Consider the following 17,966-nt stretch of genomic DNA (forward strand, 5'->3'; position numbering starts at 1 on the left):
GGCTGGCGGAGCGCTGTCCGCCACCAACCGAACCCCTTCCGCCATGAACCGAGAACCTTTCTCCGCGCTGCGGCGCCGGGCCCTGCTGGGCGGCCTGGCCGTGCTGCTGGCCCCTTGCGCCCAGGCCTCGCAGCTGGTGCCGCAAAACCTGAAGCAGATGATCCAGGTCTCGGACCTGATCGTGACCGGCGAGGTCACGAAGCTGACCGACGGCATCGAGAACGGCCTGCCCTTCACCGAGGTCACGCTGAAGGTCAAGGACAGCGTCAAGCGCGACCTGGCGGCCAACAGCAGCTACAAGTTCCGTCAGTACGGTCTGCTGAAGACCCGCAAGCTGGGCGACGGTCGCTACCTGCTGCCCGCCAAGATCGAGGGCATGGCGAGCTGGAAGGTGGGCGAGAAGGTCACCACCTTCATGAACAAGCCGGCGCTGCGCACCGGCATGGTCACGCCGGTCGGCCTGGCCCAGGGCAAGTTCACCTCCAGCGGCTCCAAGCTGGCCAACAGCTACAACAACCGCGACCTGTTCAAGGGCATGACGGTTGACCCCAGCGTGCTGAACGCCAACGAGGCCGCCATGCTGGCCAACAAGTCTGGCGGCGCGGTGGAGGGCGGTGTGCTGAACCACTTCGTCAAGCGCGCCGTCTCGGAACAATGGATTGAAAAGGGAGTGATGCGCTGATGAGCACGCTCAAGACTTCGCTGGCCGCCGCGCTGCTGGCCACCCTCTCGGTCGTGCTGACGTCGGCAAACGCTGCCGGCCCGCTGCTGCTGACCGACCATCCGAAAAACCCACAACCGCAGCGCTGGGACACCAGCAAGCCCATCCAGGTCTACACCGACATCGGCCCGCTGACCTACAAGAATGACGGCTCGGTGTTCCTGAACAACGCCCAGGCCGACAAGATCACGGCCTTCGCGGTCAGCCAGTGGAGCAATGTCGCCACCTCGACCTGGAAGGCCACAACCGACCCGAAGAAGTTCAAGAAGTTCAGCCAGGTGCCCAGCATCGGCGTGGACGTCCAGGACGGCGAGACCGCCATGAAGGTCTACGGCCAGTACAACGAAGGCGGCATGTACGTCATCTATGACCAGCAAGGCCTGGTCATCGAGGAAGTCTTCGGCGCCCCTCGCGATCAGGTGCTGGGCATCGCCTTTGCCGAGATCGCCGAGGACCGCGATGGCGACGGCTATCCGGAGACCATCGTCAAGGCCACGGCCGTGATGAACGGCTATGTCGTGGTGCACGAGGCACTCGACCCCGAGCAACCCTGGATGCCGCCGCCCGACATCGACGGCAAGCGCATCGCCGGCGTGTTCACGCACGAGTTCGGCCACGCGATCAACATGTCGCACTCGCAGGTCAATGGCCACATGGCCTATTTCAGCGACCTGGACTTCTACCCTCTGCACCCCGGTGTGCCCGGCTGCGTGAAGCCGCTCGCGTCCTGGAACTTCTACGACCCGAACGCGAGCAAGATCGATCCGAAGTACATCGAGACGATGTTCCCCTTCATCAATCCGGACACGGTGAACGCGCAGGGGAAGAACCCCGGGCTGGAAATGAGCACGGTCGACCGTCCCGATGACATCGCGGCCATCTCCGACCTCTACCCGACCGCGGCCTATTCGAAGACGCGCGGGTCCATCGCCGGCACGCTCTATCTGAAGGACGGCCGCACGCCTTACGGCGGCATCAACATCATTGCCCGCAACGTCAATGACCCGCTCGGCGACGCCATCTCGGCGCAGTCCGGCGACAAGACCCAGGGCAAGATCGGACCGGACGGGCGCTTCCGCATCAACAACCTGAAGCCGGGCGCCAAGTACAAGCTCTACACCGAGGAGATCGTGGCCGGCGGCTATCCGACCGAGCCCACGGCCCTGGTGTCCGAGGCCGAATACTGGAACACCAACGAGCAGTCGATCGCGGCCAATGACCTGGCTTGCACGGCCAGCGCCATCACCGCGGAAGCCGGCGTCACCAAGACCGCCAACTTCTACTTCAATGGCTACAAGGACGGCGTGCAGTACACCCCGGTGACCTACGGCTACCTGGGCAGCCTGTCCAAGGACGGCGAGCGCGCCGCCGGCACCATCGACAACACCCCCTTCGTCTGGGACTCAAGGAAGGGCATCGAGTGGTCACCCGAGGGCGTGCTGGGCGTGAACGCCAGCATCACCCGCGACGGCCGCAAGATGATCGTGCAGGCCGATCTGAACAAGAACGTGATCGGCTACTACGACGATGGCACGCCGGTGACGACCAACTCGGCAGCGATCTGGGACACCCGAACCGGCCGCCTGACCGACCTGGGCAACCTGAACGGCGACACCTGCGGCGGCGGCAGCCAGATCGGCTACTCGGCCAGCTATGGCTGGGCGCTGGACGCGACCGGCAAGACCGCTGTAGGCACCGCCTATCTCGACAAGAACGGCGACGGATTCTGCGAAGGCGGCTGGTCCGGTGACACCTATGTCGGTGGCGAGATCGTGCCCTTCATCTGGACCGAGAAGGGCGGCATCAAGCCCCTGAGCATGGCCGGCATCGACACGGCCAATGAGCCCTGGCACCGGGCCCATGCGGTGTCCGGCAACGGCCGTGTGGTGCTGGGCAACAGCAACTTCATGAAGGCCTATGCCTGGATCGACCAGGGCAAGCCCATCGATCTGTACCAGGTCGCCGGTGCCATCGATGCCTATGCGATGACGCCCGACGCCAGCCGCGTGGCGCTGCAGACCGAGAAGGACGGTCTGGTGTTCTGGGATGCGACCAAGGGCACCGGCAAGAACGCCTTCACGAAGACCAAGCTGTTGAAGTGGTGCGAGGACTTCCCGCTGCTGGGCCTGGACGTCAGCTGCGAGACCGACGGCGCGGCCTACATCCAGGAGAACTTCGGCCCGGTCCCGATCACGTCCAGCGACATCAGCGACGATGGCAAGGTGCTGATCGCCCAGGCCGGCGTCTGGTTCAGCGGCATCCACGGCATGCTGTGGATCGAGGACATCGGCTGGATCAAGCTGAGCGACTTCTTCCGCACCCAGGGCGTGGCCGAGGCCTATCGCTACGGCATGGACGGCACCGCCTCGATCAACGGCAAGGGCAACGAGATGGTGGGCGGCATTCCGGGCGTCCCGATGACCTGGTACGTGGACATGAAGAAGGCCTTCGTCTGCAAGCACGGCAATTCGACCGAGGTCAGCTTCCCGGCCGAGTTCGTCGATGAGGTGAAGCACGGCGCGCGCATGGGCCGCTGCGAGCACCTGCGGGCTTCAGGCCACTGAGGCCGGGTCTGTGCAGATCCGGTTGCGCCCCTCCGCCTTGGCCTGGTAGAGCAGGCGGTCGGCGCGCTCCAGCGTCTGCGCCAGCGTGTCGCCGCGGCGGTGGCCGGTCAGGCCGATGGAGACGGTGATGGTCACCTTGGCGCTGCCGACGTCGATGCGCAGCGCGGCGACGTGCTGGCGCAGCCGCTCCATGCCGCCCAGTGCCGGCGGCATGGCCGTGTCGGGCAGCAGCACGAGGAACTCCTCGCCACCCCAGCGGGCCAGCACGTCGGTGCCGCGCATGGCGGCCTGGCCGGCCTGGGCGAAGGCGCGCAGCACGGTGTCGCCGGCCGCGTGGCCGTGCGCGTCGTTGACGCGCTTGAAGTGGTCCAGGTCGGCGATGGCGATGCAGAAGTCGTAGTGGTGGCGCAGCGAGCGCAGCAGCTCCTGGTCCATCAGCGCCTGCATCTGGCGCCGGTTGGGCAGGCCGGTCAGCTCGTCGCGCGTTGCGATGGCCTGCAGCTGGGCGAGCGCGCGGCCCAGCTCCTCGCGCTGCTCGGACAGGCGGCGGCGGATGCGGCTCAGGCGCGCCGTCAGCGTCGCCACCGCGGGCAGCATGCAGGCCAGCATGACGAAGTGGCCGAACTCGACCTCGGGCGGGTAGTCGGTCGGGCGCAGCTGCGACATGGCGGCCATGACGAGGCCGAACATGGCCAGCGCGAACAGGCTCAGCGCGTAGGCGCTGCGGGCGCGCAGCTGGAACATGCCGAACATCAGGATCAACGTCAGCACCGGGAAGACGCCGCCGCGCAGCAGCCCCGCCTGGGCATAGCCCAGCGCCGCACAGGTGACCGCGAAGGCGATCTGCACGCTGGTCAGCGACGGGTCGGCGAAGCGCAGCGACCAGCCGCTGCGGATGGCCGCGTAGATCAGCGCCATGCCGCCCAGCGAATAGGCCGTCCAGCCCCACAGCAGCAGCCCGCGTTCGCCGTGCGTGACGTGGATGGCGTAGTACAGCATCACCGAGCTGATGGCCATCAGCGCCATCGCCAGCGAGGTCTGGCGCAGCCTGAGGCGTTGGGCCCGCTCGCTGCCCAGCCACAGATCGCCCAGCCGTCGGAGGTGCGACATCACCATGGCGCAAGCCTACCGCGATGGCGGTGCCGGGCCTTGCCTGATCGCGTGCGGGTTCACATGCCGCGGGCTGCTTCAATCCACGTAGCCGCTCGCCAGCGCCCGCGCCCAGTCGGGGCGGCCGTTGTGCTGCGCCAGCGCCGCCATCGCGCGGTGGTCATAGGGCACGGCGTGCTGGCTGCAGTGCCAGGCGCCGGCGATCTGCTCGACGATGGCGTAGTTCGCGTCCGGCGTGCCGCGCTCGACGACGTAGCGCTCGGGCTCGTCGTCCACATAGGCCTGCAGGCCCACGCTGCCGGGGTTGACCAGCAGCTGGCCGCTGGGCGTGCGCAGGGCGCGCGGCAGGTGGCTGTGGCCGCAGGCGACCAGTCCGCTGCGTTGCTCGCCCAGGCGCTCGGTGATCTCGGCGGGAGTGGCCAGGCCCAGCACGCCATGGCGCGGGGTTTCGAGGAAGTGCTCGTCGTCCTGGCGTGGCGTGCCGTGGCACAGGTAGATGTCGGGCGCCCAGGGCCACATCGGCTGCAGCGAGCGCAGCCAGTCCAGCTCGGCCGCGCCCAGTGTCGACAGCGCGTAGCCGTCGGACGCACCGCCGGCGTCGGGCCGCCACTCGAGGATCTGTCGCTCGTGGTTGCCGGCCAGCACGGGCCAGCCCGAGGCCATCAGGAACTGCGCCGTTTCCAGCGGCAGCAGCGGGCCGGACAGGTTGTCGCCCAGGCACAGGACCTGGTCGACGCCATGGCGGCGGATGTCGGCGACGACGGCTTCGAGGGCCGGCAGGTTGCCGTGGATGTCGGAGACGAGGGCGAGGCGCATGGGTCAGCCCTGGGGCGGTGAGAGTTTGTCGACGGCCTCGACGGCATCCTTCAAGCCCTGACCGGTCTGCTGGCGCTGCAGACGGATGGCCTCGATGCGGCGCTTGGGGTCGCGCGCCAGGTCGCGCACCGCCTCGCTCGGCTGCGAGCCGGTCACGCCGAGGTGCATCAGCAGCGCCTGCTGCTGGGCCTGGATGCTTGCAAGCCGATGGGAGATGGTCTGCAGCAAGGCGACGATGACGAGGCCGAGCAGGATGAGCAGCACGAGGGTGTAGTCCATGGACGTCAGCGAGAGTTCGGAGAGGCGATTGTGCGCAGCTCTCAGCCCAGATGGCCCAGCGGCAACACACCGCTTGCCTTCACTTCACCCAGAGAAAAACTGGTGTGGATGTCCTTCACATTCGGCAGGTTCAAGAGCGTGTCGATGGAGAAGCGCGAGAACGCGTCCAGGTCGGTCGCCATGACCTGCAGCTCGAAGGTGCCGGCGCCCGAGATGTAGTGGCAGGCGATGACCTCGGGCAGCTGGCGGATGGCGTCTTCCAGCGGCTTGGTGGCCGCGCCGGCGCTGCGCTCGGCGTCCACGCGCACGAAGGCCAGCACGCCCAGGCCGAGCTTCCTGCGGTCGATCTCGGCGCGGTAGCCGGTGATGTAGCCCTGGTCCTCCAGCCACTTGACGCGCCGCCAGGTGGGCGCGGCCGACAGGCCGATGCGCTGCGCCAGCTCGGCGTTGGACAGGCGGGCGTCGGCCTGCAGCTCGGCCAGGATGGCGATGTGGTGGCGGTCCAGCGCCTCGGGAGTGGCTTCTTCGGAACTCATGGTTTGCCCTGATCGGCGAAGTGGCGATGCGAATTGAAACGAAATTCGCCAAATGAAGCAAGGAAATTGCTTGCTGCGTGCGATCCGAGCGCAATTGAGAAAGCACTGCTCGCCCTCATTTCCCTACACTGATCGGTCCGGCCATACTGGCCCATGGCCCGCGCGCCTGCCTCACAAGGGACGGCGGCTCGGGTCGCCACCCTGGAGCACCCATCCGATGAACGCCCCGCTGCCCGAACACGTCCTGCGCGCCCTGCAGACGGTCTCGCTCGACGACAAATACGCGCTGGATTCCGGCCGTGCCTTCATGAGCGGCGTGCAGGCGCTGGTACGGCTGCCCATGCTGCAGCGCACGCGCGACGCGCTGGCGGGCTTGAACACCGCAGGCTTCATCAGCGGCTACCGCGGTTCGCCGCTGGGCACCTACGACCAGGCGCTGTGGGCGGCCAAGAAGCACCTGGCCAAGCAGAACATCGTTTTCCAGCCGGGCGTCAACGAGGAGCTGGGCGCGACCGCCGTGTGGGGCACGCAGCAACTGGACCTGTTCCCCGAGAAGGCCAAGTACGACGGCGTGTTCGGCCTCTGGTACGGCAAGGGCCCGGGCGTGGACCGCTGCATCGACGTGTTCAAGCACGCGAACATGGCCGGCACCAGCAAGCACGGCGGCGTCATCGCCATCGCGGGTGACGACCACATCGCCAAGAGCTCCACGGCCGCCCACCAGAGCGACCACGTCTTCAAGGCGGTCGGCTTCCCGACCTTCTTCCCGAGCAGCGTGCAGGACATCCTCGACATGGGCCTGCACGCCTTCGCCATGAGCCGCTTCTCCGGCGTCTGGGCGGGCATGAAGACCATCCAGGAGATCGTCGAGTCGTCGGCCTCGGTCAGCGTCGACCCCGACCGCGTCAACATCATCCTGCCGCAGGACTTCCAGATGCCCGAGGGCGGCCTGCACATCCGCTGGCCCGACCCGCCGCTGGAGCAAGAGTCGCGGATGATGAATTACAAGTGGTACGCAGCCCTCGCCTACATCCGCGCGAACAAGCTGAACTACAACGTCATCGAAGGCAAGAACGACCGCTTCGGCCTCATCACCAGCGGCAAGGCCTTCAACGACACGCGCCAGGCGCTGCACGACCTGGGCCTGGACGACGACACCTGCCGTCGCATCGGCATCCGCCTGCACAAGGTCAACGTCGTGTGGCCGCTCGAGGCGCAGATCACGCGCGAGTTCGCCAAGGGCTTGCAGGAGATCCTGGTCGTCGAAGAGAAGCGCCAGATCATCGAGTACCAGGTCAAGGAAGAGCTCTACAACTGGCGCGCCGACGTGCGCCCCAACGTGCTCGGCAAGTTCGACGCCGGTGACGGCGGCGAAGGCGGCGAGTGGAGCGTGCCCAACCCCAGCGAGCACTGGCTGTTGCGCCCGCAGGCCGACCTGACGCCGGCCATCATTGCGCGCGCCATCACCAAGCGGCTGAAGAAGCTGGGCGTGGACAGCGACATCGCCGCCCGCCTGGACGCGCGCATGGCCGTCATCGACGCCAAGGAGGCGTCGCTGACCGCCGAGATGCAGACCGCCGGCGGCGCCGACCGCACGCCGTGGTTCTGCTCGGGCTGCCCGCACAACACGTCGACGCGTGTGCCCGAGGGATCGCGCGCTGTGGGCGGCATCGGCTGCCACTACATGGTGACGTGGATGCCGGGCCGCAACACCGCCACCTTCACGCAGATGGGCGGCGAGGGCGTGCCCTGGACCGGCCAGGCGCCGTTCACCAACGAGAAGCACATCTTCTCCAACCTGGGCGACGGCACCTACTTCCACAGCGGCAGCCTGGCCATCCGCCAGAGCATCGCGTCCGGCGTCAACATCACCTACAAGATCCTCTACAACGACGCCGTCGCGATGACCGGCGGCCAGACCGTGGGCGAGCGCCCCGAGGGCCACACGGTGCTGCAGATCATGAACAGCGTGATCTCGGAAGGCGTGAAGAAGCTGGTCATCGTCACCGACGAGCCGGCCAAGTACGAAGGCGTGGCGCTGGCCCTCGGCGTGACGGTGCACCACCGCGACGAGCTGGACGAGATCCAGCGCCAGTTCCGCGAGATCGAAGGCACGACGGCCATCATCTACGACCAGACCTGCGCGACCGAGAAGCGCCGCCGCCGCAAGCGCGGCAAGATGGTGGACCCGGCCAAGCGCGTCGTCATCAACGAGCTGGTCTGCGAAGGCTGCGGCGACTGCTCGGTGCAGTCGAACTGCCTGTCGGTGGAGCCGCTGGAGACCGACTTCGGCCGCAAGCGCCAGATCAACCAGAACACCTGCAACAAGGACTACTCCTGCGTGAAGGGCTTCTGCCCCAGCTTCGTCACCGTCGAGGGTGGCGAGCTGAAGAAGCCCAAGAAGGAAGGCCGCAAGAGCCCGTTCGACGCGGGCCTGCCGCAGCTGCCGATGCCGGTCGTGCCCAATCCCGACAAGGCCTGGGGCATCGTCGTCGGCGGCGTGGGCGGCACCGGCGTCATCACCATCGGCCAGCTGCTGGGCATGGCGGCGCACCTGGAAGGCAAGGGCGTCATCACGCAGGACGCCGCGGGCCTGGCGCAGAAGGGCGGCGCGACCTGGAGCCACATCCAGATCGCCAACACGCCCGAGGCGATCTTCTGTACGAAGGTCGGCACGGCGGAGGCCGACCTGGTCATCGCCTGCGACGCCATCGTCGCCGCCAACAAGGCCACGCTGGCCGTCATGCGCGAAGGCCGCACCTACGTGGCGCTGAACACGCACGGCTCGCCGACGGCCACGCTGGTCAACGACGCGAACTGGAGCTTCCCCGGCGCCGCCTGTGAGGCGGCCGTCGGCAACGCGGTGGGCCGCGACCATCTCGGTTCGTTCGACGCCGAGGAAGTGGCCGTCAAGCTGGTGGGCGACTCGCTGTACACCAACCCGCTGATGCTGGGCTATGCCTGGCAGCAGGGCCGCATCCCGTTGAGCTACGACGCGCTGATGCGCGCCATCGAGCTCAACGGCGTGCAGATCGACAACAACAAGGTCGCCTTCGAGTGGGGCCGTCGCTGCGCGCATGACTTGAAGAGCGTGCAGGCGCTGTACGCGGCCCAGGCCGTCATCCAGTTCGTCAAGCGCCAGAGCGTCGACGAGATGGTCACCAAGCGCGTGGACTTCCTGACCGGCTACCAGAACGCCGCCTACGCGGCCGAGTACAAGGCCTTCGTCGACAAGGTGCGCGCTGAAGAGGCCAAGCTGGGCGGCACCAAGCTGACCGAAGCCGTGGCCCGCTACCTGTTCAAGCTGATGGCCTACAAGGACGAGTACGAAGTCGCCCGCCTGCACACCGACGCCGCGTTCACCAGCAAGATCGCCGGCATGTTCGAGGGCGACTACAAGCTCGTGCACCACCTGGCGCCGCCGCTGCTGGCCAAGAAAAACGCCAAGGGCGAGCTGGTCAAGCAGCAGATGGGCGCCTGGATCCGCCCGGCCTTCGGTGTGCTGGCCAAGCTGAAGGGCTTGCGCGGCACGGCCTTCGACATCTTCGGCCACACGGCCGAACGCAAGATGGAGCGCCGCTGGATCGCCGACTACCGCGCCGGCATCGACAAGGCGCTGGCCGGCCTGAACGCCGGCACGCTGCCCACGGCGGTCGAGCTGGCCCGCGTGCCGGAAGACATCCGCGGCTACGGCCACGTGAAGGAACGCCACGAGAAGGTGGCCAAGGCCAAGTGGGATGCGCTGATCGCGAAGGTCTGAACGGCGCGTTGACCCACCGCCGCCTGCCAGCCTCCCGCTGGCAGGCGGTTTTTCTTTCAGGGGCGCAGCGTGGAGTGCTGCAGGATGATCAACCAGCGACCGTTGATGCGCTGGTAGGCAAAGCTGTAGCGCGCCGGCCGCTCCTTCGCTTGGCCGTCGGCCTGCTCGGTGAACTCGTATTCGCCGGAGCGCACCGCCGTCTCGCCGAACAGCTTCAGGTTGCCGATGATCCAGCGCATGCGCGCCGTCGGCCGCTGCGCCATCTGGTCGAAGAACTCCGGCAGCGCGACGCCGTCCAGCGGCACGGCCGTGTATTCGTCGTCGGTGATCAGCGCGCCCGGCGCGTACAGCTGCTGCAGCCGTCGCGGGTCGCGGCTGTTGTAGGCGTCCTTCCAGTCCTCCAGCGCCTGCATCAGGTCGGAGACACAACTGCTGTCGGGATGGTCGCAACTCAGTGGCGGCGACACACGCACCTTGGGGCCAGTCGAGCAGCCGCTGCCGAGCACCATCAGCAGCAGACAGGTCACGGACGCGAGCGGCCGGCGCATTCGGTGGATCATTGCCATGTCGAGATCTCCCTCCTCTTTTGTGGCGCGCATTGAACGACGGCGCACCGGCCGGCGCACGCGGAAAAACGCCAATGATGCTGGCCCCTGGCGGCAGGAAAGCTGTGAATCCTCCCCTGCGGGGCAATCCCTGAAGAGGGCGGCATCCGGCCTTGCCTAGACTGCGGCCTCGTCTACAGGGAGAGATCAAATGAATCGTCATCTGCGCGGCCTGCTGGTCGCTGCCGGCCTGCTGCTGAGCCTGTCCGGCCAGGCCGCCGACACCCCGGCCGACAAGCCCGCCGAAGACCCGGCCTGGACCGAGGCCAAGGCGGCGGCGCAGACGGGCCCCACCGACATCACCATCGCCAACCAGGCGACGCTTCACCTGCCGGCGGACCGCATCTACATCCCCCAGCCCCAGGCGGCCAAGCTGCTGCGCGCGATGGGCAACCCGGGTGAACACAGCGAGCTGTCGGGTCTGGTCTTTCCCAAGAGCGGTGGCGAGTGGTTCGCCACGCTGCGCTACATCGCCGCCGGCTATGTGAAGGACGGCGACGCCAAGGAGTGGAAGGCCGACGAAATGCTGGCCAGCTACAAGGAAGGCACCGAGGCCAGCAACGACGAGCGCAAGAAGATGGGCGTGGCGCCTATAGAGATCACCGGCTGGGCCGAGGTGCCCGCCTACGAGGCCGCGTCGCACCGCCTCGTCTGGGCCATGAGCTCCAGGGAAAAGGGCGCACCGGCCGACGCGGGCCAGGGCGTCAACTACAACACCTATGCGCTGGGCCGCGAGGGCTACCTGAGCCTGAACTTCATCACCGACCTGAAGGACTTGCCAGCGCAGAAGCCCGATGCCAAGGCCTTGCTCGGCGCGCTGGAGTTCGACAAGGGCAAGCGCTACGAAGACTTCGACGCCGCCACCGACCATGTCGCCGAGTACGGCCTGGCGGCACTCGTGCTGGGTGTCGGCGCGAAGAAGCTGGGCCTGCTGGCCGTCATCCTGGCCTTTGCGGCCAAGTTCGCGAAGCTCATCTTCATCGGCGTGATCGGCATCGGCGCGGCAGCGACCAAGCTGTTCGGGCGCAAGAAGGCCTCGCCCGAGGCCTGAACTCTGCAGCCTGAATGACGGCCGCGCCGCGCCGGGCTGTCGTGCATGAGCAGCCGGTGTTCCCGGCGCAGACGCTGGCGGTGACCGACCGGCCACGATTGCCGCCGCACGCGGTTGAGCTTCGCGGCACGCGCAGGGTGGGCACCCTAGACTGCGCCGGCCATGATGCGCTGCCGCCCACTCATCGCCCTGCCGCTGGCCCTGGCCGCCGGCTCGTCGGCCGCGGGCGAGGTGCTGCGCACCGTCGCCCAGTCCGGCCTGCGGCTGAAGTTCAACGTCAGCTGTGAAGGCCCGCCGGGCTTCTGCGTCGACTACGTGCAGGCGCTGCAGCGCATCGACGCCGGCCTGCAGTTCAGCGGCCTTGACGAGGCGCTGCCGATGCCGCGCATCGAGACCGATCTGGCGGCCGCGCGCATCGACCTCTTCTTCGCGCTGATGAAGACCCGCGAGCGCGCCGCGCGTTTTCGCTTCATCGACTCACCGGCCCTGTACAGCGTGCGCCACCAGGTCGCCGTGCGTGCCGACGACGCCGTCGACGTGCGCAGCTTCGACGACATCCGCGCGCTGGGCGACCAGGGCGTCATCCTGGCAACCCGCTCGACCGGTTACCCCAGCTTCCTGGCTGAGCAGCCCGGCCTGCGGGTCGACGATGGCGCAACCGACAACGCGCGCAACCTGCGCAAGCTGCTCGGCGGCCGCGGCCGCTTCTTCTACCAGTCGGACGCGACGCTGCGCCACGTCATCGAGGCCGAAGGCCTGCAGGGCCGCGTGCGCATCCTGCCTGCCGTCTTCCACACCGACTCGCAGCTGCTGGCCCATGCACCCAGCCTGGCGCCGGAGCGGCTGGCGCGTGTCGTCGCGGCGATGCGCACGCTGGAATTGAACGGCACGGCAGCGCGGCTGCGCGCGGCCTACGCGCTGCTGTGACGACCAAGAAGCTCTGGCACGGCCTGGCGCTGGCGGTGCTGGGCGCCATCGGCTTCTCGGGCAAGGCCATCATCGTCAAGCTGGCCTATCGCCATGGCGTCGACGCGATCACGCTGCTGATGTGGCGCATGCTGCTGGCGCTGCCCTTCTTCCTAGTGCTCGCCTGGTGGGCCGGCCGCGGCAAGCCGGCGCTGACGCGCAAGGACTGGCGCGACATCGCCGTGCTGGGCTTCACCGGCTACTACCTGGCCAGCTACCTCGACTTCGCCGGTCTGGCCTACATCACGGCCAGCCTGGAGCGGCTGATCCTGTACCTGAACCCGACGCTGGTGCTGCTGATCTCGGTGGTGTTCTTCCACCACCGGCTGCAGGTTCGTCAGCTCGTCGCGATGGCGATCAGCTACGCCGGCGTCGTGGCCGTGTTCGCGCACGAGCTGAGCTTCGAGGGCAGGAACACGGCGCTGGGCACGGCACTGGTGTTCGCCAGCGCCATCAGCTACGCCATCTACCTGGCGCTCAGCGGCAAGGTCGTGCAGCGCCTGGGCGCGCTGCGGCTGACCGGGCTGGCCAGCAGCGTCGCCTGCGCGCTGTGCATCGGCCAGTTCGTGCTGCTGCGGCCGCTGTCGGCCGCCTGGGTCAGCGAGCCGGTGCTGTGGCTGTCGCTGTTGAACGCAACCGCCTGCACGGTGGCGCCGGTGCTGATGGTGATGCTGGCCATCGCCCGCATCGGTGCGCCGCTGTCGTCGCAGGTCGGCATGGTGGGGCCGATGAGCACGCTGCTGATGGGCGTCTTCATCCTCGGCGAGCCGATGAACGGCTGGATCGCCGTCGGCACGGCGCTGGTGCTGGCTGGCGTCTTCCTGGTCGGCCGCAAACCCGCGGCGCGCTGAACAGGATTGACCCCTGACGGCCAGCTGTGTTCAAAATCGCTGAACATTGGCGACAAGGCCGATGAACCGAACCCCGGCCACGGAGGAACACACTGCATGCCCATGATGAGCCCCGCCCGTTATTCCCCCATCGCCATCGCGCTGCACTGGCTGCTGGCGCTGGCCATCGTCGGCGCCTTCAGCGTGGGCTTGTACATGGCCGACCTGCCGTTCTCGCCGCTGCGTCTGAAGCTCTACAACTGGCACAAATGGGCCGGCGTCACCATCCTGACGCTGTCCGCGCTGCGCCTGCTGTGGCGCCTGACGCACCGCCCGCCGCCGGACATCCCCATGCCCGCCTGGCAGGCGCGCGCGGCGCACCTGACGCACAACCTGCTCTACGTGCTGTTCTTCGCCGTGCCGCTGCTCGGCTGGGCCTACAGCTCGGCGGCCGGCTTCCCCATCGTCTGGTTCGGCGTGCTGCCGCTGCCCGACTTTGTGCCCAAGGACAAGGAACTCGCCGAGACCTTCAAGATGCTGCACAAGTTCGCCGCCTACGGCCTTGCGCTGCTGGTGGTGGCCCACCTGGCCGGTGCCCTCAAGCACCATTTCATCGACCGTGACGGCCTGCTCTCCCGCATGGGCCTGGGTCGCGCCTGAAGAAAGGACCTCATGAAACGCCTGCTTTCCGCCCTGCTGATCGCCACCGGCGCCCTGGCCGCCCACGCCGCCACGCTGCAGCCCGACAAGAGCGACCTCAGCTTCACCTTCAAGCAGATGGGCGTGCCGGTCGACGGCAAGTTCAAGAAGTTCGACGCCCAGCTGGACTTCGACGCCAAGAAGCCCGAGGCCGGCAAGATCGCCTTCACGGTGGACCTGGGCAGCGTGTCGCTGGGCGATGCCAGCTTCGACGCCGAGGTCGCCAAGTCGCCGTGGTTCGACACCAAGCGCAACGGCAAGGCCACATTTGTGTCCAGCGGCATCAAGCCCACAGGCCCCGGCAAATACGACGTGGCCGGCAAGCTGACCCTCAAGGGCGCCAGCCGCGACGTGGTCGTGCCCATCACGCTGGCCTCCGGTGTCGCCAGTGGCAGCGTGTCCATCAAGCGGCTCGATTTCAAGATCGGTGACGGCGAATGGGCCGACACCTCCATGGTCGCCAACGACGTGACCGTCAAGTTCAAACTGGCCTTCTCTGGCATCTAAGCTGGCCTGTAACCTCAACCCCCTCACCCCCCGGAGAACTACCCGATGAAGAAAGCCCTGCTCCTCGCCGCCCTGTTTGCCGTCGCTGGCATCGCCCAGGCCCAGAGTGCCACCTACGCGATCGACCCGACCCACACCGCGGTCACCTTCGAGGCCAAGCACTTCGGCACCAGCACGCTTCGCGGCCGCTGGGACAAGAAGGAAGGCTCGGTCACGCTGGACAAGGCCGCCAAGACCGGCAAGGTCGAGTTCACGCTGGACATGGCCTCCATCTCCACCGGCACCGGCCCCTTCGACGGCCACCTGAAGAGCAAGGACTTCTTCGCGGTCGAGGAGTTCCCGACGGCCAAGTTCGTCGGCGACAAGTTCACCTTCAACGGCGACAAGGTTGCCAGCGTCTCCGGCGAGCTGACGCTGCGCGGCAAGACCAACCCGGTCACGCTCACGGCCACCGGCTTCAACTGCTACGAGAACCCGCGCCTGAAGCGCGAGGTCTGCGGCGGCGACTTCGAGACCACCATCCAGCGCAGCCAGTTCGGCATCACCTATGCCGCACCGGTCAGCCCGGACGCCGTGCGCCTGCTGGTCCAGGTCGAGGCCATCAAGCAGTAAGGCCCGCCGCCTTTTGCCCGCAAAGCCCGCCATCGGCGGGCTTTTTGCTGCGTGAGTGGCGGGGGCTGGCGCGCGGTTCGTGAACTATTGCCGGGTCGGTCACACGGGTGTCATGCCGGGCCGCGCGGCCTGTCGCCCGTCCATGCAGTTCGTCCCCAGACCTGGCCGGCGCGTCGCTCCGGCACCACGGCGCCTCAAGCCCCTGCGTACAGTGGCTCCAACGACGAAAACACGGCCATGAGCACCTCCTTCACACCCAGCCCCCAGCAAAAGCTCTGGATCGAGCGCTGGCAGCGCTTTTCCACCACGGTGGTGCGCTATTTCCACGCCTACGCCGGCTGGCTGGTGGGCATCAGCTGGAAGCGCTTCGTGCTGCTGTCGCTGGCGCTGCTGATCGGCGTCAACGTGCTGAAGAACCTGCCCCCCTTCACCTGGCGCATCAGCGAGCAGGTCGAGGACCACGACCACGGTGCCGACCGCCGCAAGGCCAAGGCCGAGGCCGAGGCCAAGAAGGCCGTCGACAAGGCGCGCAAGGCGGCCGAGCAGGGCGGCAAGAAGGAAGCCGACAAGGGCGTCCACTACGAGATCAAGGTCGACGAGCAGGGTGTGCGCATCCAGCCCGTGCGCCGCGCCGCCTCGGCCGCCAGCAACGCCGACGGCGAGGAGCAGGCCGGCAGCGGCGACGCCCCGGCCATCGCGATCGACTTTCCCAAGAGCGCTCGGCCGGAAGACATCCGCGCCGCCATCGACCAGGCCAAGGACCAGCTCAGCCAGCTGAAGAGCCAGGCCGAGGAGGTCAAGGAAGCCCAGGACGCCGCCGCCGAGGCGCAGGCCGCGCTGCAGGAGGCCGCCGAGGAAGTGGCCAGCGCCCAGAGCCGCCGCCGCGTCACCATCGTGCATGCCGGCGACTCGCTGGTCGACCTGGCCATCCTGTGGGTGCTGGCGTCCGCCGTCATCAAGGCCATGTACAAGGGCCGCATCGTGGCCGAGGTCAAGGCCGCGCAGGCTGCCGAGAACGCCGAGAGCGAGGCGCTGAAGCGTCAGGTCGTCGAGGCGCGCATGGCTGCCATGCAGGCCCAGGTCGAGCCGCACTTCCTGTTCAACACGCTGGCGTCCATCGACCACCTGATCGAGACCGACCCGCCGCGCGCCAGCCAGATGCAGAAGAACCTCATCGCGCTGTTGCGGGCCTCCATGCCGACCATGCGCGAGGCCAATGCCAACGGCGCCGTGCGCGACCTGGGCCGCGAGCTGGCCGTCATCCGGCCCTACCTCGAGATCCTGAAGGTGCGCATGGAAGAGCGCCTGCAGACCGAGATCGACGTGCCCGATGGCCTGCTGTCGGCCGAGTTCCCGCCCATGATGATCCAGGGCCTGGTCGAGAACGCCATCAAGCACGGCCTGGAGCCCAAGGCCGAGGGCGGCCTGCTCAAGGTCAAGGCAGAGATCGTGCACGGCAAGCTGGCCGTCACGGTCGCCGACACCGGCCTGGGCTTCGGCCGCGCCGCCACCAGCGGCACCGGCGTGGGCCTGGCCAACATCCGCGAACGCCTGCAGCTGCTGCACGGCAACCGCGCCAGCGTCACCGTCACCGAGAACCAACCCAGCGGCACGGTCGTCACGATCACCGTGCCCTATCGCAGCCGCAACGACGAAGGAGCAACAGCATGAAGACCTTGTTCAAGATCCTGTTCATCGGCACCGCGCTGATGGTGTTGATGGCCATGTTCGGCGGCTTCGCGCTGCTGCACCACCATGGCTCGGACATGCACATCGTGCTGGACGACGGTGACTTCTTCCTCGGCGGCGGCGACCTCGGCGACTGGCTGGGCGCCACCATCGGCCTGTTCATCGCCGGCGCGGTGCTGTGCCTGGTCGTGCCGCTGGTGCTGCTGCTGGGCGTGGCCCTGCCGCTCTTCATCGTCGCCACGGTGCTGGGCGTGGGCCTGGTGGCCGTGCTGGGTGTCGGCGCGGTGGTGGGCTCGCCGCTGATCCTGCTGGGCCTGCTGCTCTTCGTCGTGCTGCGCAACCGCCGCCGTGCCGCGGCCGCCACGCGAACGGAGCCGGTCTGACCTAGTAGCATCGTCGGCCATGAGCAATGCACCCATCCGCGCCGTTCTGGCCGACGACGAACGACTGATGCGCGAACAGCTGCGCAGCCGCCTCACCGAGGTCTGGCCCGAGCTGGAGATCGTCGCCGAGGCCAAGAACGGCCTTGAAGCCGTGGAACTGACGAAGGAGCACAAGCCCGACCTCGTCTTCCTCGACATCCGCATGCCGGGCCTGACGGGCGTGGACGCTGCGCGCCAGATCGCCCAGCTGCCCGAGGACGACGACTGGCTCGTCCCCGAAATCGTCTTCATCACCGCCTACGACCAGTACGCGGTGGAGGCCTTCGAGCAGGGTGTGGCCGACTACGTGCTCAAGCCCGCCGAGCGCGAGCGCCTGCAGCTGACGGTGGCGCGCATCAAGAAGCGCCTGGCACAGCGCGAAGGCAGCGAGTCGGTCGAGACCTCATCGGCACCGCTGCAGCAGCTGCTGCACAAGCTGTCATCGCAGATCAACCCGAGCGGCAAGCCGAGTTATCTGCAATGGATACAGGCGACGGTCGGCCAAGCCATCCAGATGATCCCGGTCGATGACGTGCTGTTCTTCATCAGCGACGAGAAGTACACCCGCGTGCAGACCGCCAAGGTCGAGGCGCTGATCCGCAAGCCCATCAAGGAGCTGGTGGACGAGCTGGACCCGCAGGTCTTCTGGCAGGTGCACCGCTCGACGCTCGTCAACGCGCGTGCCATCGACGGCATCACGCGGGACTTCCGCGGGCGCCAGTTGGTGGGCGTGAAGGGGCTGACGGAGAAGCTGGAAGTGAGCCGGAGCTACACCCATTTGTTCAAGGGCATGTAGCGT

General features: G+C 67.6%; 17 protein-coding genes. 12 read left to right on the forward strand and 5 right to left on the reverse strand.

The genetic code is table 11. The annotated features are described in order from the left end of the window. Window positions 1-43: 43 nt before the first annotated feature. Both AC1D29_RS15275 and AC1D29_RS15280 read left to right on the forward strand, forming a co-directional pair. Window positions 44-682 carry a hypothetical protein gene (locus AC1D29_RS15275; RefSeq protein WP_477898806.1) on the forward strand — a complete coding sequence of 213 codons (639 nt, stop codon included), beginning with the start codon at window positions 44-46 and terminating at the stop codon, window positions 680-682. Beyond that, a complete protein-coding gene (locus AC1D29_RS15280; protein WP_477898808.1) occupies window positions 682-3,285 on the forward strand; it encodes a hypothetical protein in 2,604 nt (867 codons plus the stop codon). Before AC1D29_RS15275 ends, AC1D29_RS15280 begins: the two co-directional genes overlap by 1 nt. Here the strand turns inward: AC1D29_RS15280 and AC1D29_RS15285 are convergent. The 4 genes from AC1D29_RS15285 to AC1D29_RS15300 form a co-directional block, all read right to left on the reverse strand. Beyond that, window positions 3,274-4,395 (reverse strand): diguanylate cyclase, encoded by a 1,122-nt coding sequence (locus tag AC1D29_RS15285; protein WP_477898810.1) that lies wholly within the window; start codon window positions 4,393-4,395, stop codon window positions 3,274-3,276. The two genes, AC1D29_RS15280 and AC1D29_RS15285, sit on opposite strands and share 12 nt — an antisense overlap. A 78-nt stretch (window positions 4,396-4,473) precedes the next feature. Next, window positions 4,474-5,211, reverse strand: a complete 738-nt coding sequence (locus AC1D29_RS15290; RefSeq protein WP_477898812.1) for a metallophosphoesterase family protein — start codon at window positions 5,209-5,211, stop codon at window positions 4,474-4,476. A gap of 3 nt (window positions 5,212-5,214) precedes the next feature. Further along, window positions 5,215-5,490 (reverse strand): hypothetical protein, encoded by a 276-nt coding sequence (locus AC1D29_RS15295; RefSeq protein ID WP_477898817.1) that lies wholly within the window; start codon window positions 5,488-5,490, stop codon window positions 5,215-5,217. Window positions 5,491-5,531: 41 nt separating this feature from the next. Continuing rightward, a complete protein-coding gene (locus tag AC1D29_RS15300) occupies window positions 5,532-6,026 on the reverse strand; it encodes an Lrp/AsnC family transcriptional regulator (RefSeq protein WP_477898819.1) in 495 nt (164 codons plus the stop codon). Between the two features lie 217 nt (window positions 6,027-6,243). Between AC1D29_RS15300 and AC1D29_RS15305 the strand changes: the two genes are divergently transcribed. After that, a complete protein-coding gene (locus AC1D29_RS15305; protein ID WP_477898822.1) occupies window positions 6,244-9,786 on the forward strand; it encodes an indolepyruvate ferredoxin oxidoreductase family protein in 3,543 nt (1,180 codons plus the stop codon). Window positions 9,787-9,842: 56 nt separating this feature from the next. On the opposite strand, the gene AC1D29_RS15310 is transcribed toward AC1D29_RS15305, so the two are convergent. Beyond that, entirely contained in the window at window positions 9,843-10,334 is a 492-nt protein-coding gene (locus AC1D29_RS15310; RefSeq protein ID WP_477898824.1) for a DUF4440 domain-containing protein, read from the reverse strand. A gap of 208 nt (window positions 10,335-10,542) precedes the next feature. Here AC1D29_RS15310 and AC1D29_RS15315 point away from each other — a divergent pair, with 208 nt between their 5' ends. From AC1D29_RS15315 to AC1D29_RS15355, 9 genes are all read left to right on the forward strand, one after another. Further along, the gene (locus AC1D29_RS15315) at window positions 10,543-11,442 is read left to right on the forward strand and encodes a DUF2167 domain-containing protein (protein WP_477898826.1); all 900 of its coding nucleotides are present in this window, start codon (window positions 10,543-10,545) and stop codon (window positions 11,440-11,442) included. Window positions 11,443-11,604: 162 nt separating this feature from the next. Next, window positions 11,605-12,369 (forward strand): substrate-binding periplasmic protein, encoded by a 765-nt coding sequence (locus tag AC1D29_RS15320; RefSeq protein ID WP_477898828.1) that lies wholly within the window; start codon window positions 11,605-11,607, stop codon window positions 12,367-12,369. Beyond that, complete coding sequence (locus AC1D29_RS15325; RefSeq protein WP_477898830.1) at window positions 12,366-13,259, forward strand: DMT family transporter; 894 nt, start codon at window positions 12,366-12,368, stop codon at window positions 13,257-13,259. Before AC1D29_RS15320 ends, AC1D29_RS15325 begins: the two co-directional genes overlap by 4 nt. A gap of 96 nt (window positions 13,260-13,355) precedes the next feature. Next, on the forward strand, window positions 13,356-13,898 hold the full coding sequence (locus AC1D29_RS15330; RefSeq protein WP_477898832.1) for a cytochrome b: 543 nt from the start codon (window positions 13,356-13,358) through the stop codon (window positions 13,896-13,898). 12 nt (window positions 13,899-13,910) lie between these two features. Then, window positions 13,911-14,444, forward strand: coding sequence for a YceI family protein (locus AC1D29_RS15335; protein ID WP_477898834.1), 534 nt, complete (start codon window positions 13,911-13,913; stop codon window positions 14,442-14,444). A 45-nt stretch (window positions 14,445-14,489) separates the two neighbouring features. After that, window positions 14,490-15,056: a YceI family protein gene (locus tag AC1D29_RS15340; protein WP_477898836.1), complete on the forward strand. Its 567-nt coding sequence runs from the start codon at window positions 14,490-14,492 to the stop codon at window positions 15,054-15,056. Between the two features lie 237 nt (window positions 15,057-15,293). Further along, the gene (locus tag AC1D29_RS15345) at window positions 15,294-16,727 is read left to right on the forward strand and encodes a sensor histidine kinase (protein WP_477898838.1); all 1,434 of its coding nucleotides are present in this window, start codon (window positions 15,294-15,296) and stop codon (window positions 16,725-16,727) included. Continuing rightward, window positions 16,724-17,128, forward strand: a complete 405-nt coding sequence (locus AC1D29_RS15350) for a hypothetical protein (protein ID WP_477898840.1) — start codon at window positions 16,724-16,726, stop codon at window positions 17,126-17,128. Before AC1D29_RS15345 ends, AC1D29_RS15350 begins: the two co-directional genes overlap by 4 nt. 19 nt (window positions 17,129-17,147) lie before the next feature. Then, window positions 17,148-17,963: a LytR/AlgR family response regulator transcription factor gene (locus AC1D29_RS15355; RefSeq protein WP_471853820.1), complete on the forward strand. Its 816-nt coding sequence runs from the start codon at window positions 17,148-17,150 to the stop codon at window positions 17,961-17,963. Window positions 17,964-17,966 lie beyond the last annotated feature (3 nt).

It is taken from the genome of Roseateles sp. P1_C6 (assembly GCF_056406315.1).

Excerpts from the sequence above, each read along its gene's own strand:
- AC1D29_RS15275 (WP_477898806.1), top strand. The coding sequence starts at position 44 with ATGAACCGAGAACCTTTCTCCGCGCTGCGGCGCCGGGCCCTGCTGGGC.
- AC1D29_RS15280 (WP_477898808.1), top strand. The coding sequence starts at position 682 with ATGAGCACGCTCAAGACTTCGCTGGCCGCCGCGCTGCTGGCCACCCTC.
- AC1D29_RS15285 (WP_477898810.1), bottom strand. The coding sequence starts at position 4,395 with ATGTCGCACCTCCGACGGCTGGGCGATCTGTGGCTGGGCAGCGAGCGG.
- AC1D29_RS15290 (WP_477898812.1), bottom strand. The coding sequence starts at position 5,211 with ATGCGCCTCGCCCTCGTCTCCGACATCCACGGCAACCTGCCGGCCCTC.
- AC1D29_RS15295 (WP_477898817.1), bottom strand. The coding sequence starts at position 5,490 with ATGGACTACACCCTCGTGCTGCTCATCCTGCTCGGCCTCGTCATCGTC.
- AC1D29_RS15300 (WP_477898819.1), bottom strand. The coding sequence starts at position 6,026 with ATGAGTTCCGAAGAAGCCACTCCCGAGGCGCTGGACCGCCACCACATC.
- AC1D29_RS15305 (WP_477898822.1), top strand. The coding sequence starts at position 6,244 with ATGAACGCCCCGCTGCCCGAACACGTCCTGCGCGCCCTGCAGACGGTC.
- AC1D29_RS15310 (WP_477898824.1), bottom strand. The coding sequence starts at position 10,334 with ATGCGCCGGCCGCTCGCGTCCGTGACCTGTCTGCTGCTGATGGTGCTC.
- AC1D29_RS15315 (WP_477898826.1), top strand. The coding sequence starts at position 10,543 with ATGAATCGTCATCTGCGCGGCCTGCTGGTCGCTGCCGGCCTGCTGCTG.
- AC1D29_RS15320 (WP_477898828.1), top strand. The coding sequence starts at position 11,605 with ATGATGCGCTGCCGCCCACTCATCGCCCTGCCGCTGGCCCTGGCCGCC.
- AC1D29_RS15330 (WP_477898832.1), top strand. The coding sequence starts at position 13,356 with ATGCCCATGATGAGCCCCGCCCGTTATTCCCCCATCGCCATCGCGCTG.
- AC1D29_RS15335 (WP_477898834.1), top strand. The coding sequence starts at position 13,911 with ATGAAACGCCTGCTTTCCGCCCTGCTGATCGCCACCGGCGCCCTGGCC.
- AC1D29_RS15340 (WP_477898836.1), top strand. The coding sequence starts at position 14,490 with ATGAAGAAAGCCCTGCTCCTCGCCGCCCTGTTTGCCGTCGCTGGCATC.
- AC1D29_RS15345 (WP_477898838.1), top strand. The coding sequence starts at position 15,294 with ATGAGCACCTCCTTCACACCCAGCCCCCAGCAAAAGCTCTGGATCGAG.
- AC1D29_RS15350 (WP_477898840.1), top strand. The coding sequence starts at position 16,724 with ATGAAGACCTTGTTCAAGATCCTGTTCATCGGCACCGCGCTGATGGTG.
- AC1D29_RS15355 (WP_471853820.1), top strand. The coding sequence starts at position 17,148 with ATGAGCAATGCACCCATCCGCGCCGTTCTGGCCGACGACGAACGACTG.